The organism is Lysinibacillus sp. RC46 (assembly GCF_041262385.1).
Taxonomy (GTDB): domain Bacteria; phylum Bacillota; class Bacilli; order Bacillales_A; family Planococcaceae; genus Lysinibacillus.
The window spans coordinates 1-16,552 of sequence record NZ_JBGCCF010000056.1 but is presented as its reverse complement, the minus strand read 5'-3'; the positions used below and the strand labels follow the sequence as shown (position 1 = coordinate 16,552).

Here is a 16,552-nt window from a genome sequence, read left to right as displayed (position 1 = left end):
CGCCAAAGTGACGGAAAGAATCGCCATAGCGACGGATAGAACTATCGAAACGACGGAAAGAACGGTCAGAGCGACGGAAAGAATCTCCGACGACGTAAGGTCCCGCCGGAGTGACGGAAAGAATCGCCACAGCGACGGATGGAACCATCGAAGCGACGGAAAGAACGGTCAAAGTGACGGAAAGAATCGCCACAGCGACGGATGGAACCATCGAAACGACGGAAAGAACGGCCAAAGCGACGGAAAGAATCTCCAACGACGGAAGGTCCCGCCGAAGAGACGGAAAGAATCGCCACAGCGACGGATGGAACCATCGAAGCGACGGAAAGAACGGCCAAAGCGACGGAAAGAATCTCCGACGACGGAAGGTCCCGCCAAAGTGACGGAAAGAATCGGCACAGCGACGGAAAGAACGGTCAAAGCGACGGAAAGAATCTCCAACGACGGAAGGTCCCGCCAAAGTGACGGAAAGAATCGCCATAGCGACGGATGGAACCATCGAAACGACGGAAAGAACGGCCAAAGCGACGGAAAGAATCTCCGACGACGAAAAGCGCCACCCTAAAAGAAGGTAACCCAGTCAAATTTGCCATTCTAACCATCAAAATGACGAACATCAAATCAACAGTTAGAATCGCAATTATATAAATTTATACTTTCTAAACGCTAAATTTGTTCTTCAAACTAAAGAACTGTAAACAAATGGCGATTAGCATAGAGATAACCGCAAAATAAATCAAAGTTATTGTTCCAATCTGTAAGGACAGTACAATGCCACCTAAGCTTGCACCGGTTGCACTGCCTAAATAATTTACAGAACTGTTTAAGGCCACTGCGGAGCTTCCGTTGCTGGGCTGATATGATAGTAAAATATGTTGTTGAGGTGCTTGGCTTGCCCAACCCATTGCTCCCCAGACAAAGAATGGTAAGTACTTTATTATAGGTAAGTTAATCATTAATGGTATACAAATAATGGATAAAGTTAAAGTGAATAAAATGATTGTAACTAAAGTTTTTGGTTTTCCGAAGTAGTCGATTAAGTATCCAATCATTATACTTCCAAATAAGCCACCGAATCCCCATGCCCAAAGATATTTTGTTATGTTACCTGAGCCTGCCATGTCTTCTAATACGGGAGATAGATATGTATACAATCCAAGGCTAGCAACACTGGCGAAAAATGTTATACATACAGTTACAGTTACTCTTTTATCTAGAAACATCTTTAATCGTTCATTTAGTGCAGGGGGAGGGGTTGTTGGGAAATTGGGAAGTAAAATACACATACATAAAACAGAAATTACACCAATTATAACCAATAGCCAAAGTGTTAATTTCCAATCAAATAAGTTGGATATATATATACCTAAAGGAACCCCTAGTACTGTTCCCATACTCATTCCTCCAATAGTCAATCCTAGAGCTCGCCCTCTCTTTTCACTAGAAACGAACTTTGTAGAGGCTGCAACAGCTAATGGTGAAAATAAACCAGCCCCAGTCCCCGCAATTGCCCTCGAAAGTAGAAGAATAGAAAAGGTTGGCGCTAAAGCTGTGATGCCATTCGCTATTGTAAAGATAAGCATTGACCCTATTAAGATTTTTTTTATTGGTTTTCCTGCAAGTAAAGAAGAAAATAACGGCGCTGATATTGCGTAAAATAAAGTGAAAATACTTACAGCCTGGCCGACTTGTGAAGTGCTTTTGTGATACGTATCACTAATTCCTGGGAGAAGCCCTGCAATCACATAGGCATCAAAGCCCAAGGCAAACATGCCAAAGGATAATAATAAAACATTTTTCATTTATTGAACCTCCAAAAAAATTAAAGATGCTAAGTATAGACGTCCTATAACGTTATGTTATAATCGATGCACCTTCTATATTTAATAGGTTACTAAAAAACCAAGAATATGGAACAATCACTATTTTATAAGGGTATAACAAATCGTTATAAGGTATGGAGGAATACAATGAATGTAGAATGGTTACATAGTTTTATTGCCGCAGCCAATCAGAAAAGTTTTTCAAAAGCTGCTCAAATCATGAATCTTTCCCAACCTGCACTAAGTAAACATATACGAAACTTAGAGAATAATCTTGGCATCGAGCTATTTCATAGGACATCGATTGGTATCGAATTAACAGAAGCTGGCGAACGTTTTTACACTCGCATTACACCAGTTTTGACTGAATTAACGACCATTCGTGAAGAATTACAGCAATTTAGTCAGAGCAGCCCTATTGCCATCGGTGGTCTGCCTAGCTTAGCTACTTACTATTTGCCAAACAAAATGAATGAACTTAAGCAACTAGATCGACCTATAACTTTAATGATTCAAAATACGTCAAATGAACTGCTACAATCTTTGGAAAAAGGTAGACTTGATGCAGTCTTTGTGGATGCAAAATATACGGGAGAATCTTTGTGGAGTTGCGAATTGTTTACGGAGCCTTACTATGCTGTGTTTCCGTTGACTCATCGTTTTAATTCAAGAACAGTAGTGGATCTTGAAGAATTGTGTGAGGAGCCACTTATTGTCCATCAAGCTCCTTGTGATTCAAGGAAGGAGATAGTAGAACAAATACAATCACTTGGCTACAAGCCTAATATCATAAGTGAGATGAACTTTGGGGATTTTATCTTTGGAGCTGTAATTGCTGAAATGGGGATTACGATTGTACCAGAATTAATGGCTAAAAATATCGGTCATCTTCAGCTGTTTGCCTTACCGATTAATAATTTTGGAAGGTCCAGAACGATTGCATTGGTTACAAAAAACAAAGAACTTGGATCGAAGTTACATCATTTATTATCAAATTAAACGAATGAAGCTGTCTCAACTTAACGCATTGAGACAGCTTCATTTAATTACTTAAACCCCATTAAATCCTTTACCTTTTTTGTATTTTCCTCAGATGTCAGCATTTCTAGTAAGCTAAAAGCAACGTCGAATGCAGTGCCAGGATTTGATGATGTAATAATATGTCCAGTTTGAACAATTCGTTCGTTTACGATGTCTGCACCATAGGATTGTAGCTGTGCCAGTCGTTTACTTGTTGGATGATTATAAGTAGTAGCTTTTCGATTATGTAGTACTCCGCTATGACCTAAAATTAGGGAAGCTACACAAACCGTTGCAATCGGTTTTTTGTGTTCATCGAAATGACGAATGACCGCCTGGAACTCCTCGCTAAAGGCATCATCATAAAATCCAGCTTCTTCAAAACCTCCAGGAATCGCTAGTGCATCAAACTCCGCTAATGAAATTTCATGAAGTAACTTTTCAGGTGTTACGTTAAAATTCCATGTACATTGTAATTGCTGATGCAATCCTACTGTCACGACTTCAGTTGTGCCGTCTCCCTCCCATTTATTCCAGCCAAGTACATCTGTAAAAACACTCGCTTCAACAGCCTCGAAACCATTTGCTAATAGTAATAATATTTTTTTCATGTTGTTAATGCCTCCTTTATATGTTTCATTGTAATGAATAAGGCTATTCAATGACAGAATCTGTATAATGTTATTTAGATGAATTGCTTTATTATAAAAGGAATTTTATTAAATCTAATTAATTAAAAAAGGTGGATACATATGGATCAAATAGATACAGAAATATTACAGCAATTGCAGCGAAATGCAAAAATATCGATGAAGGAATTAGCTTCGATGGTTCATTTATCATCTCCAGCAGTAATTGAGCGTGTTAAAAAGTTAGAAGAGCAGGGGATTATTGAGGCTTATAGTGCAAAAGTAAATTTAAAAAAGTTGAATCGCGACATTCAAGCTATTATTTTATTTAAATCAATTGATTGTAAAAGTCTTTCGGATTTTTGTAAAGCACATCCTGATGTCCTTGAATGCTATCGTGTAGCGGGTGAAATAAGTTATATCGTAAAAATTGCAACTAATTCAGTAGAAACATTGGAACAGTTTATAGATGAGGCAATGCCTTATGGAACGCCATCTACAAATATTGTGCTTTCTTCAAATAAAAAAGCGGTCATTGCTCCTTTCTCTGATGAAAATTAGAATAAGTGAATTCGGAGTTTATCCAGATCTTTATTTAAAAAAATACAAAAAAGCAAACCTCATTATCGTGAGCACCGTTTATAGGGCAGAGAGGGGGAGAGATGTTGCTTGAAATTAAAGAACTCGAAGAAATAATGCAGCAGCATACAGAAAGGCTCATCCGACTTGCCTTTTATTACGTCAAAGATTTACAAAGTGCTGAAGATATCGTGCAAGATGTATTTATCAAATTTTACGATAATCAGCAAAACTATGAGGAAAGAGGAGAATTACGGGCATATTTATCGAGGCTCGTCATTAACAAAAGTAAAGACTATTTACGTAGCTGGACATACCGTAAAATACAAGTTCAACAGAAGATCTTTGCCAAGCAGGCTATTACGAAAAGGGACATGCTAGTACAGCAGGATGAACAAACCTTAGTAGAAAACGCCATCTTAGCACTACCATTAAAACAGCGTGAGGTCCTAATTTATTTTTATTTTGAGGAAATGCCTGTTATTAAAATTGCCGAGCTTTTAAGTATTCCGGAGAGTACGGTGAAAACAAGGCTACGTCGTGGACGAGAGCTATTAAAGCCGAAGCTACAGCAAATTGAATGGGAGGTCCTGCTGCATGAGTAAAGTCGATGTGAGGGTAATAAATGATTTAACCGAAAGCAAAAAGCGTGTGATGACTAATGTTGTACAGCATTTAGAACAGCGTGAGATGAAAAAAAGATCCTGGCGTTGGCAATATAGTGTATTATCTATTTTATTTACAGTTTGTATTGGAATATTTCTGTATAGCCAATTCAACGGAAGTCAAGAGCAATCAGCAAGTATACCAACTGTATTGGATGAAAAATTTCTAAACTTCTATTTAGAAACGGATTCCCGGGTAAATGATCAGAAAAGGTCCAATGATGCAAAGAAGCAGAACTTTGAATCCTTTTTACAGGCTGAATCTTTATATGCTTACGCTCGGTCAAAGGGGATAGTACCTTCGCAAAAACAAATTGATGAACAGCTTGAATCATTGATAGAAGTAGGTATAAATCAAAACGAAGCGCAATTTACTGAACAATTAAAAATGGTGAATCTTACAAGAGAAGAATTTATCGAACAATATTCTTATAGATTAGCTATAATCAATTCACTATTGGAGCAGGAAAAGAATCAATACAAAGATGTAAATAGGCCGATACTATATTTTCTAGTCTTGAAAGATGCTATGAACTATTTAGAGAAGCACTATAGTCAAGAGATAGTTGCCTTACGTGAAAAATTTGATATTCCAGTTGGGGAAAAAGAACTCCATTCTAAAAAGGGGTTAATCGTAGCAATCAAGGAACATGAATTTTTAGTTGTTTCCTATGCAGATAAATCGGATATTGGTAAATTATCAATTGATGACATTGTACAAAAACACGGTAATGGTACGTGGTTCCCATTAATCGATGCTCCTACAACATTGTCGCTTGGAGATAATGTAGAAGTGAAATATAGTATAGATATAGGAAGGGAAAAAGCCGAATCTAAAATAACCTTTGCAGATATAGATAGCATGAAAATACTCGAAGATCATAAATGAATCAAGGCTAGACATTCGAAAATTTCAAGAATGTCTAGCTTTTTTATTAGCTGTTTTATATATTTGGATTAGGGTACAATTATTGTAAGTATTTGTATGATGGTGTTTTCTTAAAAAATAGGTACTGGGGAGTGAATAAAGCATTGATAACTGTAATAATGGACAATTCGTTAGCATTTATTCTATCTTTTCCACTTATACTTATCTATTTTAAAAGTCTTTCCCAGGAAAATTCAGCTTGGCGTTGGACTTTGCCTCTTTGGTTTTTAAATCATAATATGATTAGATATTTAGTGTCTTTTGGTGATGACTTTTGGGTGGTGTTAATGTGGCAAATTCTTTTTGTTTGGCCATTATGTATAGGCATATATTATTTCTTATACAAAAAGGAAGATAAATGGGGATTTTATATAGGGTTAAAGAAAAAGAATGTCATTTTATTGGGAAGTCTACTCGTTTTATGCATTGGTTCACTTGGGATTAATATGTATGATACTAATAAAAAAGTGATTGCCTTTCATGAACATGTAATGAAGGAGTTGCAAGATAGCTCTGACCGTCCGCAATATTTGATACAAAATAGTGTTACTCCATCTACTCTGCTCTCTTTGTCTGACCAAATCAATGAGGTCAGAAATGGAAAGGTGCGTGCGGTGACCTTTCCTTGGAAAAGCAAAGTAATTGTTGTAATGGACAACGAGCAGAAGGAGTTTACTTATGTACGGTTTAATGAGGGATGGAAGCTTGATGGCATTTATCGTGAAAGTGGTTTTTGATTATTCGATTAAAAGCAAACATGAAAAGGAGAGAAACAGTGCGTATACTACAAAATGAAAACTTATTGAAGGAAGATGACTTAAAAGAAATACTCAAAGAATTACAAAGTGGAGCTATTACATGGCAGCAAAAGGATCATACCGATCTCATACAATCAATGATGCTACATATCGGTTCATTAGATAGTGAATTACGAGATAACTTAATTTATGGATCGTTTTATGAATTGATTCATGAAAAAAACTTACTAGAGCATTCACTTTTAACGGAGCTTTTAGAGGAATGTTTGAATAATTTATTATACAAGGGTATTGAAGAAAGCGAATCAGATTTAGTTTTTACCCGTACATTTACGTCACTATTGATTGCCCTAATATTGTTTAGAGATAACGCAGATGATTTTTTATCCCAACAGAAAATCGCTGATTGTAAAGATAAAGTACTAGCTTATTTAGCGGCAGAAAAGGATGTAAGAGGCTACGTTCCGGTGAAAGGGTGGGCTCATAGTGTTGCCCATATGGCTGATGCAATCGATGAATTGGTGAAAAATCCGAAATTAAATAAAGCCTCTTATTGTGAAATTGTAAGCGCATTATACAACGCCATTTTGCAAGAAAATTATGCTTTCATTCACGAAGAAGATGAACGGATTTTAGTGCCTATTTTCACAATGCTTGAGCATGGTTTAGAGGAGCAAGAGCTCATTAAATTGCTGCAAGAATTACCTGCTACTTTAAAAGTAAAAAAAGGACAGCTCGATGTACAGCATCACAGAATCTTAGTTTTTAACTGCAAAACCTTTGTAAAAAGCTTTTATATTAAAACAAATGGAAAGCCTAAGTTCGCAGCTCTTCATAAAAGCATTGAAGCATGTCTCAATGAATTATAAGGAAAACACTACCAATATTAGTACTTTGAAATTATTGACAGACAAAAATTAGTTTGTTAAGATGAGTGACAATAAAAGCATACAAATTCGTTGATGAGAAAAAGTAGTGTTTCATTTTGTTCTACAGAGAGCCGACATATTGGTGGAAGTCGGTGTGCAAGTGTTACATGAAGATCCTCTCTGAGAAGATTGGCTGAACATAGTAAGCTAATCCGGGTGTCTACCGTTAAAAAGAACACGTATGATTGTACGTTGCTAAGTGCTATTGAACGTTGATTCAATAGAATTAGGGTGGTATTCGCGGTTAACCCCGTCCCTTACTTGGGACGGGGTTTTTTGTATGCCTTTTATACAATTAGTATAGGAGGAATTTACATGCAAGCTAATGAGAAGAAAGAAACGACTGTAGAAAGAGAAACGCGTATTCGTCAGTTGTGGGAACAAGAAGGAACGTTCCAAGCGTCTGTTGCGAATCGTTCTAACAATAAGCCTTTTGTATTTTACGAAGGTCCTCCAACAGCGAATGGCTTACCACACGTAGGGCACGCATTTGGCAGAACAATTAAAGATGTCGTGGCTCGTTATAAAACGATGCAAGGTTATTTAGTTGAGCGTAAAGCTGGCTGGGATACACATGGTTTGCCTGTAGAGTTAGGCGTGGAAAAAAAGCTAGGTATCTCTGGCAAGCAAGAAATTGAGAAATATGGTGTCGAACAATTTATTCAAGAGTGTAAGGGAAGTGTCTTTACCTATGAGAAGAAATGGCGCTCCTTTACAGAGCAGCTAGGCTATTGGATTGACATGGATGACCCATATTTAACGTTAAGTAATGATTATATTGAGTCTGTTTGGAATATTTTAAGTCATGTGCACAAGGAGAAGCTTTTGTATAAGGGCCACCGCGTTTCACCTTATTGTCCTAGTTGTCAAACATCATTAAGCTCTCATGAAGTTGCGCAGGGCTATAAAGATGTAAAGGATTTATCTGTCACGGCAATGTTTAAGCTAAAGGATAAAGATGAATATTTTCTTGGCTGGACAACGACTCCATGGACATTACCTGCCAATGTTGCATTAGCCATGAATCCTAAGCTCATGTATGTTCGAGTGAAGCAGCACAATAAAGTCTATATCTTAGCAAAATCACTAGTGAATAAAGTTTTTGCTGATTCTGTGGAAGTGTTAAGTGAACATGAGGGGCATGAATTTGAAGGTGTATCGTACACCCCACCATTTTCTTATGTCACAGTTGATAAGGGGCATGTCGTTGTATTAGCGGATTATGTCACAGAGCATAGTGGAACTGGTATCGTCCATATCGCGCCAGCATATGGGGAGGACGATTATAAAACGGTTCAGCAAAATGGGCTATCGTTTGTCAATGTTGTTGATTTAAAGGGTTGCTATACAGAAGAGGTTCCAGAGCTTGCCGGTAAATTTGTGAAAGATTGCGACGTCGAAATCATTAAAATGCTCGCTAAAAAGGAGCTATTGTTTGATAAGGAAAAATATGAGCATAGCTATCCACATTGCTGGCGCTGTGATTCACCATTGCTTTACTACGCGACTGACAGCTGGTTTATCAATATGTCTACAATGAAAGATAAACTTTTACAAAATAATGAACAAGTTACATGGTATCCTGATCACATTAAGCACGGTAGATTTGGCAATTTCTTAGAAAACCTAGTGGACTGGAATATTAGCCGTAATCGCTATTGGGGTACACCGCTAAATGTGTGGGTTTGTCAGGATTGTGGTCATGAAGTGGCACCAAATAGTATTGCATCTTTAAAAGAACTAGCGAAGGGTACTATAGATGACATTGAGCTTCACAAGCCGTATATTGACGAGGTTGTGTGTACTTGTCCAAAGTGTAGTGGTGACATGGAACGTACACCTGAAGTGATTGATGTTTGGTTTGATAGTGGATCCATGCCATTTGCGCAGCATCATTATCCTTTCGGTGACCTAACTACTTTTAACAATCAATTTCCGGCGGATGTGGTCATCGAAGGCATCGATCAAACACGAGGCTTTTTCTATAGTTTATTAGCGGTTTCTACCTTATTCACAGGAAAGGCACCTTATAAAAATGTACTTTCTTTAGGGCATGTTTTAGATGAGCATGGACAGAAAATGTCGAAAAGTAAAGGAAATGCGTTAGAGCCAGTTGAACTGATAGAGCAGTACGGAGCGGATGCTTTACGATGGGCGTTTTTAGTCGATAGTTCTCCTTGGAATCCCAAACGTTTTTCAACAAAAATAGTGATGGATGCGAAATCAAAGCTAGTCGATACACTAGATAATACGTTCAAATTTTATCAGCTATATGCAGAAATAGATGGCTTCCAGTACGATGCTAACAAGACTGGCACTCGCACAAAACTAGATCATTGGGTATTGTCTCGATTACATCATACAATTCAGCTTGTGACAAAATCTATGGATGATTACCAGTTTACACAGGCAACACGCGAAATCGGCAAGCTTGTGGAAGAGCTAAGTAACTGGTATATCCGTCGTTCACGAGCAAGATTTTGGGCAAATGGGCTGACAGAGGATAAACGAGGTGCTTATAGTACGCTGTATGAGCTACTAACGACAATTTGTCAATTACTAGCACCATTCACTCCATTTATCGCAGAGGATTTATATCGACAATTATCAGGGAAAAGTGTTCATTTACAAAACTACCCAACATACAATGAATCGCTCGTTAATGCTAAGCTTGAAAAAGAGATGGCGAATATTTTAACAATCGTTGAGCTAGGCCGTAGCATACGTAATAGTCAAGGGATCAAGGTAAAGCAGCCGTTAAGTGAAATCATTGTCTCTGTTGACGGCGAGTTACCAGATTATCAACCATATAGCGAGCTCGTGAAAGATGAATTAAATATAAAAGAATGCGTTTGGACAAATGATTTTTCAGCTTACGAAATAGTTCATTATAAGCTTAATTTTAAAACGGCTGGTGCAGCATTTGGAGCAAGAGTGAACAAAGTAAAAGATTACGTAGTGAATTTAAATGATGAGGAGAAAAATGTATTACAGCGAACAGGTTCAGTTCCGTTAACGATCGATGGAGAACAGGTAACATTATTAAAAGCGCATGTGTTAACTGAATCTATCGTGAAGGAACATTACGTCTTAAGTGAAGATGCTTCTTGTCGAGTCCTTATGAAAGTTCATCTGACAGCTAGCTTACTTGAGGAAGGGCAAATTAGGGAATTAATTCGCACAATTCAAGATACACGCAAACAATGGAAACTACCTGTTGAGCAATATGTATCGATTTCGATTGTTGGAAGTACTAAAGCAACAACTATCATCCAGCAACACGAAGCGTTACTAAAGGCCAATGTGTTGTTAAATGATATTCATTATGTGAGTGACGATCATGGCGAACGATATATAGAGACAAAAGTGTTTGATGAAAAAATTACTGTTTATTTTAAGCTGTAAAATCTTTAATGCTCAGGTAATCTGGAAGACAGAAGAGTGATCAGGTAAGCCTGGAAACTGCTCGGGTAGACAGAAAAAGTGATCAGGTAAGCCCAAAAACTGCTCTGCTAGACAGAAGAAGTGATCGGGTAAGCCCGGAAACTGCTTTGGAGTCGCCAGAAAAAAGCACAGAACGATGTAAAGAACGCTCAGGTAACTAAAAGTAAGTTAATTGTTTAAATAATGCACTTAAAACAATGTACAACATTTTTATTTGCTATTTTTAAGTTGAACTAATTTTGATATTAGTTCAGCTTTTTTGTGTTTAAGGATATAGTTCGAGTATATTTATAAAAGTTTAGTATCTGTAAATTTTTCTCTCCGTTATTTAACTAACAGAGAGGATATATCAAAGTGCAGTATTAAATTACAACACTATATTGAGTGAATATCTGAAAGAAAATGTGCAGTAGGAGAATGAAATTAATTAATCACAAACATGGACTCCAGACGCTAATCGAATGATTACAGATTATATCGAAAATGAGTACCTAGAAATGTATGAGGATTGGGACTGACAGAGCTAATGAATGCGTTACAGATGAAATCTTGCAGAAAATCCAAACAATCTTAGATAAAGCTTTTGCCAGCGATTCGGTTAAACAATATTGGACTTTAGAAAAGAAAATCGTAATTTAAATACTGTACATTTTAAGCAAAACTAAATGGACAAAAAAATGTGTATTCAGTAATGAATACACATTTTAATAAAAACTTAATGATACACGTCATTTGAAAGATATTTTATGCTGTGATAGTCCACAATATTTTTATTTTTGTTAATTCGGTAGTAGTTAACGATATCTATGAGTGGAGTTAATGGTGAATAATCCAAAGAAGTGTAATGAGGAATTTTTTTATTCACTGCACCTTCTTCACCGATATACGATAGTTTGCTAGAATGCATATCGTGTATACTATTTAACCATTCATTATCAACGAAAAGGTTTTTTACATCACTGTGATATGTACGGTTTTTGTTTGCAGTCCATTGAGTATCAGTCATTTGTGACTTAGCTACTGGTAAAGCATTAAAAGTATATACTCCGCTAATTTTTTCCTTTTTGATAGGACCATAATGAGTAAACTTTTGGTTAGAAACTACTGTTATTCCAGCACGAACGTCTAAGTAGGACTTCGCTGCCAACCATCCACCTAAAGAATGTCCTGTAAAATACCATTGGTAGTCTTTATAACCAAATTTATCATAGATATAGTTAAGGTAGAGGTGCGCTTGATGTAATTGGCCTGGAACACTACCATTCAATAATGATGATGCTGCTGTTGCATAATCTGAAACATCTTCTGAACCTGCAAAGGCAATGAATAGTTTCTTACTACCATTTGGATCGGCAATAACAACTGTCATTGCTTTAAAGCCAGTTCTATCTAAATTGTAACTAGGTGCTCCCATCTTATGATTTTGATTAGAGTTAATGTCTACCGAATCAATCACTTTAAATTTATTTGGACCATGTTCAAGATTGATTGCATGTTGGATTTCAGCATTTGTCTTATTTCCGACTTTGTAAACTTGGTCTGCTAAATCATAGTATAGTTTACTAGGGTTATCTGCATAACCTGCTTGTGCTTTACTAGCACCAATAGAAAATGTAAATAGTAGTAGGATGGCAGAAAGTAAAACTGTAAAACTAAATTTTTTTAACATGAAAAATTAATACCTCCTTTTATTAAGTATATTGGTAATTATCCTTTATTTTGGTAATTAAGTCTACGGTATTATTAATTAAACAAGTATATTTACGAAGATTTTTTTGTATCAGCAATAATAGTGAACATTTTGAGGATTAAACAAAAATAGAGCGATTAAATCGCTCTATAATCCCATTATGTATTCAAGTAATTACTTATTTCTTTCAAGTTCTTCGATACGTTTTTCTAACTTTTTAATCTTAGCATCAGCTGAGACAGCAAAGGCGAATGATAAACAAGCAAAAGAAAAGGCCATAAGTGCAAAAGAGTTCATTTAAGTACCTCCGAATAATAATAAAGGAAAATTGTTGTAATTAATTTACGGATGAAAATGGAAAAGGTTTCAAATAGTTCATGGCGATTGAAAAGGAAAAAGCCGCAGCGTAGCCCATACTACAGTAAACTAATGAACAATAGAGGAAATTAATAAATAAGGTAATCTACTACTTATTACGAATATCAAGAATTTGTGAAGAATCATACTCGAACTACGGCGCTGGTTAGTTGAAGAAGGAAATAGTTGGATTTATATCGAAATATATTGTAATAAGCTAGATTGGAGTGCTTACAATGATTAAATTATTTGAATACAACTGGCAGGTAAGAGATGAATGGTTTGACTGGTGCAATCAACTGACAATTGAAGAGTTGTTAAAAGACCGCAGGGGTGGAGTAGGAAATATATTATATACACTTTTTCACATAATTGATGTGGAATATAGTTGGATTCGTGGTATTCAAGGCAAAGAAGATGTAGTATTTCAGTTTGCTGATTATCCTACACTTGAAAAGGTTAAATCTCTTTCAGTTAAATTACGAAATGAAATAGCTGAATTTATAAAAACAAATGTAGGAGATTTAAAAGAAAAATTAGTCAGTGTTTCTTGGGATGAAGATAAATACACTGTTGACGAAATATTACACCATATAGTTACTCACGAAATTCACCACATAGGTCAACTTTCTGTTTGGGCAAGAGAATTAGAACTAAGTCCTGTACCTGCTAACTTTATTGGAAGAGATTTAACGAGAGGGGTTAATTAATGAATATGAATGAAAAAACATATCCAAGTATAGAAGAGATTATTTCATTACCAACCTTATCAGATACAAACATAAGTGATGATGGCAAAAACGTAGCATTTGTAAAGAAGACAGCTAACTGGAAAGATAATACATATAGGAATCATGTATGGATATATGAAAAAGATAAGGGGCAGTGTTACCAATTAACAACTAGGGATATAGAGAGTACATACCCTTTATGGTCTCCAAATTCTAGAGCTATCGCATACCTTAGCCCAGTTGGTGACGGGGATAATAAGAAAAATCAGATCTTTGTTAAGTCCATAGATGGTCATAGTGGGGTTCAAATTACTAATGAGAAAGAAGGGGTCAGTAAATTCAAATGGGAGCCTACTGGCAATGGATTTTATTATGTTGCACAGTCAAAAGAATCTGAGACGATAAAGAAACGTAAGGAACTATATGGAGATTTCTATCATATAGGTAAGGAATATCAAAATAGTTGTTTATATTACATTGAAATAGAAAAAGAGATCCAAAATGATAAAGGTGAACACGGAAATAGCGTTATTTATCAACTAACGGATGGTAAGGATTTTCATATCCATGAATTTGATATTTCAAATGGTGGGAAAAAGGTTGTATTTATGGCTACACCAAGTCCGAATATGGGAGATTTTATTAAAGGAAATCTATACTTACTAGATATTAAAGCTGGAGAGCTACAAAAGATAAATATAGATAAATTGTTGGGAGGGAGTGTTTGCTTCTCCCCTGAAGGTAGCAAAATATGTTACTCAGCAAGCATAAGGGAGAAGGATTATTATAAGACCCATATACAAGACAGTACGCTAGAGATTTATGATATTAATAGCGGAGAGCTATTTCAACCTTTAACAGATTTTGATAGTACGGTTATGCCATTACGGTGGACAGCTAAAGGAATTTTAATTCGATGGCAGAATAAAACTAATTATCTTATTGGGTTGCTATCTGAGAATGGCACTGTGGAAATGTTAAGCGAAAAAGTAGATAGCTTTATAATGGAGGCTTCTATAACAAGTGATGGAAATCATATATCCTATAATAAGGCGATAACAAATGAAACCTTTGAAATCTATTTAGACGATAAAAAAATAACGAATGAAAATAGCTTTTTTAAAGGAAAGCTTAAAAGTAACAGGGAAATAATCTCATGGCAAAGTAGTGATGGTCTTGAAATAGAGGGAGTTTTATCAACCCCAGTAGAGTTTGACGCAAATAAAAAATATCCCTTATTAGTAGTAATTCATGGTGGACCGGCTTGGGCATCCTTTCCAATATTTTCAGACTGTTTTAATGAGAAATATCCTATTGAACAGTTTATCGAAAAAGGCTTTATCGTTTTAGAACCAAACTACAGGGGAAGCTCTGGTTATGGCAATAAATTTCTAACAGCAAACTACAGAAAACTGGGAATTGCTGACTACGATGATGTTATATCTGGAGTGGATACACTAGTTGACAAAGGAATTGCAGATAAAGAGAGAGTAGGGGTTATGGGATGGAGCAACGGGGGATATATATCAGCTTTCTGTTCTACATTTAGTAGTAGATTTAAAGCCATTTCAGTTGGAGGTGGAATTACAAATTGGAGTAGCCATTATGTAAATACAGATATACCTTACTTTATTAAGATGTATTTAGGAAATGATCCATGGAACGATCCAGAAATCTATACTAAAACATCACCAATGACATATATTAAATCCGCCTGTACCCCGACTTTAATCCAACATGGCGAAAAGGATGCAAGAATTCCAACTCCAAATGCATATGAACTATATCAAGGATTAAGGGATATGGAAGTCGATACAGAATTAATTATTTTTAAAGGAATGGCATATAGTTCTGACCAGCCTGGAATTAATGTGGCTATTATGAAGCAAAATTTGATGTGGTTTTCACACCATATTCTTGGAGAAAGTTTGAAAGACTTTAGAATGCCAATCAAATGAACGATGGCGAGTGCCCTGTTGTCTTTTGAAGTCGTTTTTCAAAGGAACTTATTTATTAGATTCTTTACAAGAATCTGTAGATAATTGTTATGATGAGGATTAATTGATTATAGAATACTAAGAATCCTGATTTAAGTAATGATATATATTTATAAGGTTCATAAAGCTACATATTATTTTACCGCTTTGATTTACAAAGCCGATTATCTCTAAACATAGAGTAAATCGGCTTTTTCTCTAAAAATTTGCTTAGCGTACGAAATTCACGTTTGTTGCGCTACCCCTTTTTAAGCTAACGGGGCTTTACTTCAAGATTGGATTCCGTAGAGATTCCATCTTTTTCTTAGTCAACTAACGGCGTAAATACTTCAATAACCACAAAGGATATTTATGGTAAAATTTTGTTGGAAGGGGAGAATGAAGTTGAGTAAAAGGAAAAAAGTGCTATTTCGAATTTCAATAGGTTTGAACATATTTCTTATCGCAGTTGTAGCTTGGGGAATTATAAAAATGAATTTTGTTAAAGAGCAAGTTTTCGTTACGGAAGTACAGCGTAATTTAGTAGAATTGGAAGGTTTGATAGAAAATCAGATTGATGATAACTGGTCCGAACCCAATTTGGTTACAACTAAATTAGGAGATGTATTGAATGGAATTTGGCTTGGTATGACTACTGGAAAGCAATTGGGAACGCTTTCTAAAAGTGACAACGACATTCTTGAACATTTTTATTCTAAATTAAATCAATATCCTAAAGATGAATTATATAGATTTGTTGATTTAACCGAAGAGGATAAAAAGAATTTTGAAGAGTTGCGGGAAACACTCCGTGAAGTAGGATTAGGATTAAATATTACTATAAGTACAAATATGGATTCCTTTATAAATCAAGCAGAGAAATTAAACGAAAAAATTAAATACCCATTAAATTAACATTTACTTGATATGGATCTACGTCAAGATTGTAGACACACTCAAGTTAATTTTTTGTGTTGCGCAACGTCCATTTTTGGAGTGTTCCACATCCCGAGTAGACCGTCA

16 protein-coding genes and 1 other annotated feature are annotated in these 16,552 nt (G+C 35.9%); of the genes, 10 read left to right on the top strand and 6 right to left on the bottom strand.

From position 1 onward, the window contains the following. The 3 genes from ABH966_RS26300 to ABH966_RS26290 form a co-directional block, all read right to left on the bottom strand. A partial coding sequence (locus tag ABH966_RS26300) for a hypothetical protein (RefSeq protein ID WP_370083589.1) occupies positions 1-481 on the bottom strand: 481 nt, incomplete at its 3' end. Then, positions 417-593, bottom strand: coding sequence for a hypothetical protein (locus ABH966_RS26295; RefSeq protein WP_370083587.1), 177 nt, complete (start codon positions 591-593; stop codon positions 417-419). The genes ABH966_RS26300 and ABH966_RS26295, both read right to left, overlap by 65 nt. A 66-nt stretch (positions 594-659) precedes the next feature. Then, a complete protein-coding gene (locus tag ABH966_RS26290; protein WP_370083585.1) occupies positions 660-1,802 on the bottom strand; it encodes an MFS transporter in 1,143 nt (380 codons plus the stop codon). 168 nt (positions 1,803-1,970) lie between these two features. On the opposite strand from ABH966_RS26290, the gene ABH966_RS26285 reads away from it, so the two are divergent. After that, a complete protein-coding gene (locus ABH966_RS26285) occupies positions 1,971-2,822 on the top strand; it encodes a LysR family transcriptional regulator (protein WP_370083583.1) in 852 nt (283 codons plus the stop codon). Positions 2,823-2,869: 47 nt separating this feature from the next. Here ABH966_RS26285 and ABH966_RS26280 read toward each other — a convergent pair whose 3' ends face one another. Further along, positions 2,870-3,454, bottom strand: coding sequence for a DJ-1/PfpI family protein (locus tag ABH966_RS26280; RefSeq protein ID WP_370083581.1), 585 nt, complete (start codon positions 3,452-3,454; stop codon positions 2,870-2,872). Positions 3,455-3,595: 141 nt separating this feature from the next. On the opposite strand from ABH966_RS26280, the gene ABH966_RS26275 reads away from it, so the two are divergent. From ABH966_RS26275 to ileS, 6 genes are all read left to right on the top strand, one after another. Beyond that, positions 3,596-4,033 (top strand): Lrp/AsnC family transcriptional regulator, encoded by a 438-nt coding sequence (locus tag ABH966_RS26275; RefSeq protein ID WP_370083579.1) that lies wholly within the window; start codon positions 3,596-3,598, stop codon positions 4,031-4,033. Positions 4,034-4,137: 104 nt separating this feature from the next. Beyond that, positions 4,138-4,656 (top strand): sigma-70 family RNA polymerase sigma factor, encoded by a 519-nt coding sequence (locus ABH966_RS26270; protein ID WP_370083577.1) that lies wholly within the window; start codon positions 4,138-4,140, stop codon positions 4,654-4,656. Next, positions 4,649-5,605, top strand: coding sequence for a hypothetical protein (locus tag ABH966_RS26265; protein ID WP_370083575.1), 957 nt, complete (start codon positions 4,649-4,651; stop codon positions 5,603-5,605). The genes ABH966_RS26270 and ABH966_RS26265 overlap by 8 nt, the downstream gene beginning before the upstream one ends. Positions 5,606-5,748: 143 nt before the next feature. Further along, on the top strand, positions 5,749-6,381 hold the full coding sequence (locus ABH966_RS26260) for a hypothetical protein (RefSeq protein ID WP_370083573.1): 633 nt from the start codon (positions 5,749-5,751) through the stop codon (positions 6,379-6,381). 38 nt (positions 6,382-6,419) lie between these two features. After that, complete coding sequence (locus ABH966_RS26255; protein WP_370083571.1) at positions 6,420-7,271, top strand: DUF2785 domain-containing protein; 852 nt, start codon at positions 6,420-6,422, stop codon at positions 7,269-7,271. An 81-nt stretch (positions 7,272-7,352) separates the two neighbouring features. Next, positions 7,353-7,592, top strand: a binding site (T-box leader). A gap of 54 nt (positions 7,593-7,646) precedes the next feature. Then, positions 7,647-10,736, top strand: a complete 3,090-nt coding sequence (gene ileS / locus ABH966_RS26250) for an isoleucine--tRNA ligase (RefSeq protein ID WP_370083569.1) — start codon at positions 7,647-7,649, stop codon at positions 10,734-10,736. Positions 10,737-11,490: 754 nt separating this feature from the next. Here the strand turns inward: ileS and ABH966_RS26245 are convergent. Next, a complete protein-coding gene (locus ABH966_RS26245) occupies positions 11,491-12,444 on the bottom strand; it encodes a Tle-like phospholipase domain-containing protein (RefSeq protein ID WP_370083567.1) in 954 nt (317 codons plus the stop codon). Between the two features lie 195 nt (positions 12,445-12,639). Next, positions 12,640-12,762 carry a hypothetical protein gene (locus ABH966_RS26240; RefSeq protein ID WP_370083565.1) on the bottom strand — a complete coding sequence of 41 codons (123 nt, stop codon included), beginning with the start codon at positions 12,760-12,762 and terminating at the stop codon, positions 12,640-12,642. Between the two features lie 296 nt (positions 12,763-13,058). Between ABH966_RS26240 and ABH966_RS26235 the strand changes: the two genes are divergently transcribed. The 3 genes from ABH966_RS26235 to ABH966_RS26225 all read left to right on the top strand — a co-directional run bounded on the left by ABH966_RS26235 (position 13,059) and on the right by ABH966_RS26225 (position 16,444). Next, the gene (locus ABH966_RS26235; protein WP_370083563.1) at positions 13,059-13,532 is read left to right on the top strand and encodes a DinB family protein; all 474 of its coding nucleotides are present in this window, start codon (positions 13,059-13,061) and stop codon (positions 13,530-13,532) included. Beyond that, positions 13,532-15,511, top strand: a complete 1,980-nt coding sequence (locus ABH966_RS26230) for a S9 family peptidase (protein ID WP_370083561.1) — start codon at positions 13,532-13,534, stop codon at positions 15,509-15,511. Before ABH966_RS26235 ends, ABH966_RS26230 begins: the two co-directional genes overlap by 1 nt. A gap of 423 nt (positions 15,512-15,934) precedes the next feature. Then, a complete protein-coding gene (locus tag ABH966_RS26225) occupies positions 15,935-16,444 on the top strand; it encodes a hypothetical protein (protein WP_370083559.1) in 510 nt (169 codons plus the stop codon). Positions 16,445-16,552 lie beyond the last annotated feature (108 nt).

What these genes read in the sequence shown, in the direction of transcription:
- ABH966_RS26295 (WP_370083587.1), bottom strand. Translation starts at nt 593, where the DNA reads ATGGCAAATTTGACTGGGTTACCTTCTTTTAGGGTGGCGCTTTTCGTC.
- ABH966_RS26290 (WP_370083585.1), bottom strand. Translation starts at nt 1,802, where the DNA reads ATGAAAAATGTTTTATTATTATCCTTTGGCATGTTTGCCTTGGGCTTT.
- ABH966_RS26285 (WP_370083583.1), top strand. Translation starts at nt 1,971, where the DNA reads ATGAATGTAGAATGGTTACATAGTTTTATTGCCGCAGCCAATCAGAAA.
- ABH966_RS26280 (WP_370083581.1), bottom strand. Translation starts at nt 3,454, where the DNA reads ATGAAAAAAATATTATTACTATTAGCAAATGGTTTCGAGGCTGTTGAA.
- ABH966_RS26275 (WP_370083579.1), top strand. Translation starts at nt 3,596, where the DNA reads ATGGATCAAATAGATACAGAAATATTACAGCAATTGCAGCGAAATGCA.
- ABH966_RS26265 (WP_370083575.1), top strand. Translation starts at nt 4,649, where the DNA reads ATGAGTAAAGTCGATGTGAGGGTAATAAATGATTTAACCGAAAGCAAA.
- ileS (WP_370083569.1), top strand. Translation starts at nt 7,647, where the DNA reads ATGCAAGCTAATGAGAAGAAAGAAACGACTGTAGAAAGAGAAACGCGT.
- ABH966_RS26245 (WP_370083567.1), bottom strand. Translation starts at nt 12,444, where the DNA reads ATGTTAAAAAAATTTAGTTTTACAGTTTTACTTTCTGCCATCCTACTA.
- ABH966_RS26240 (WP_370083565.1), bottom strand. Translation starts at nt 12,762, where the DNA reads ATGAACTCTTTTGCACTTATGGCCTTTTCTTTTGCTTGTTTATCATTC.
- ABH966_RS26235 (WP_370083563.1), top strand. Translation starts at nt 13,059, where the DNA reads ATGATTAAATTATTTGAATACAACTGGCAGGTAAGAGATGAATGGTTT.
- ABH966_RS26230 (WP_370083561.1), top strand. Translation starts at nt 13,532, where the DNA reads ATGAATATGAATGAAAAAACATATCCAAGTATAGAAGAGATTATTTCA.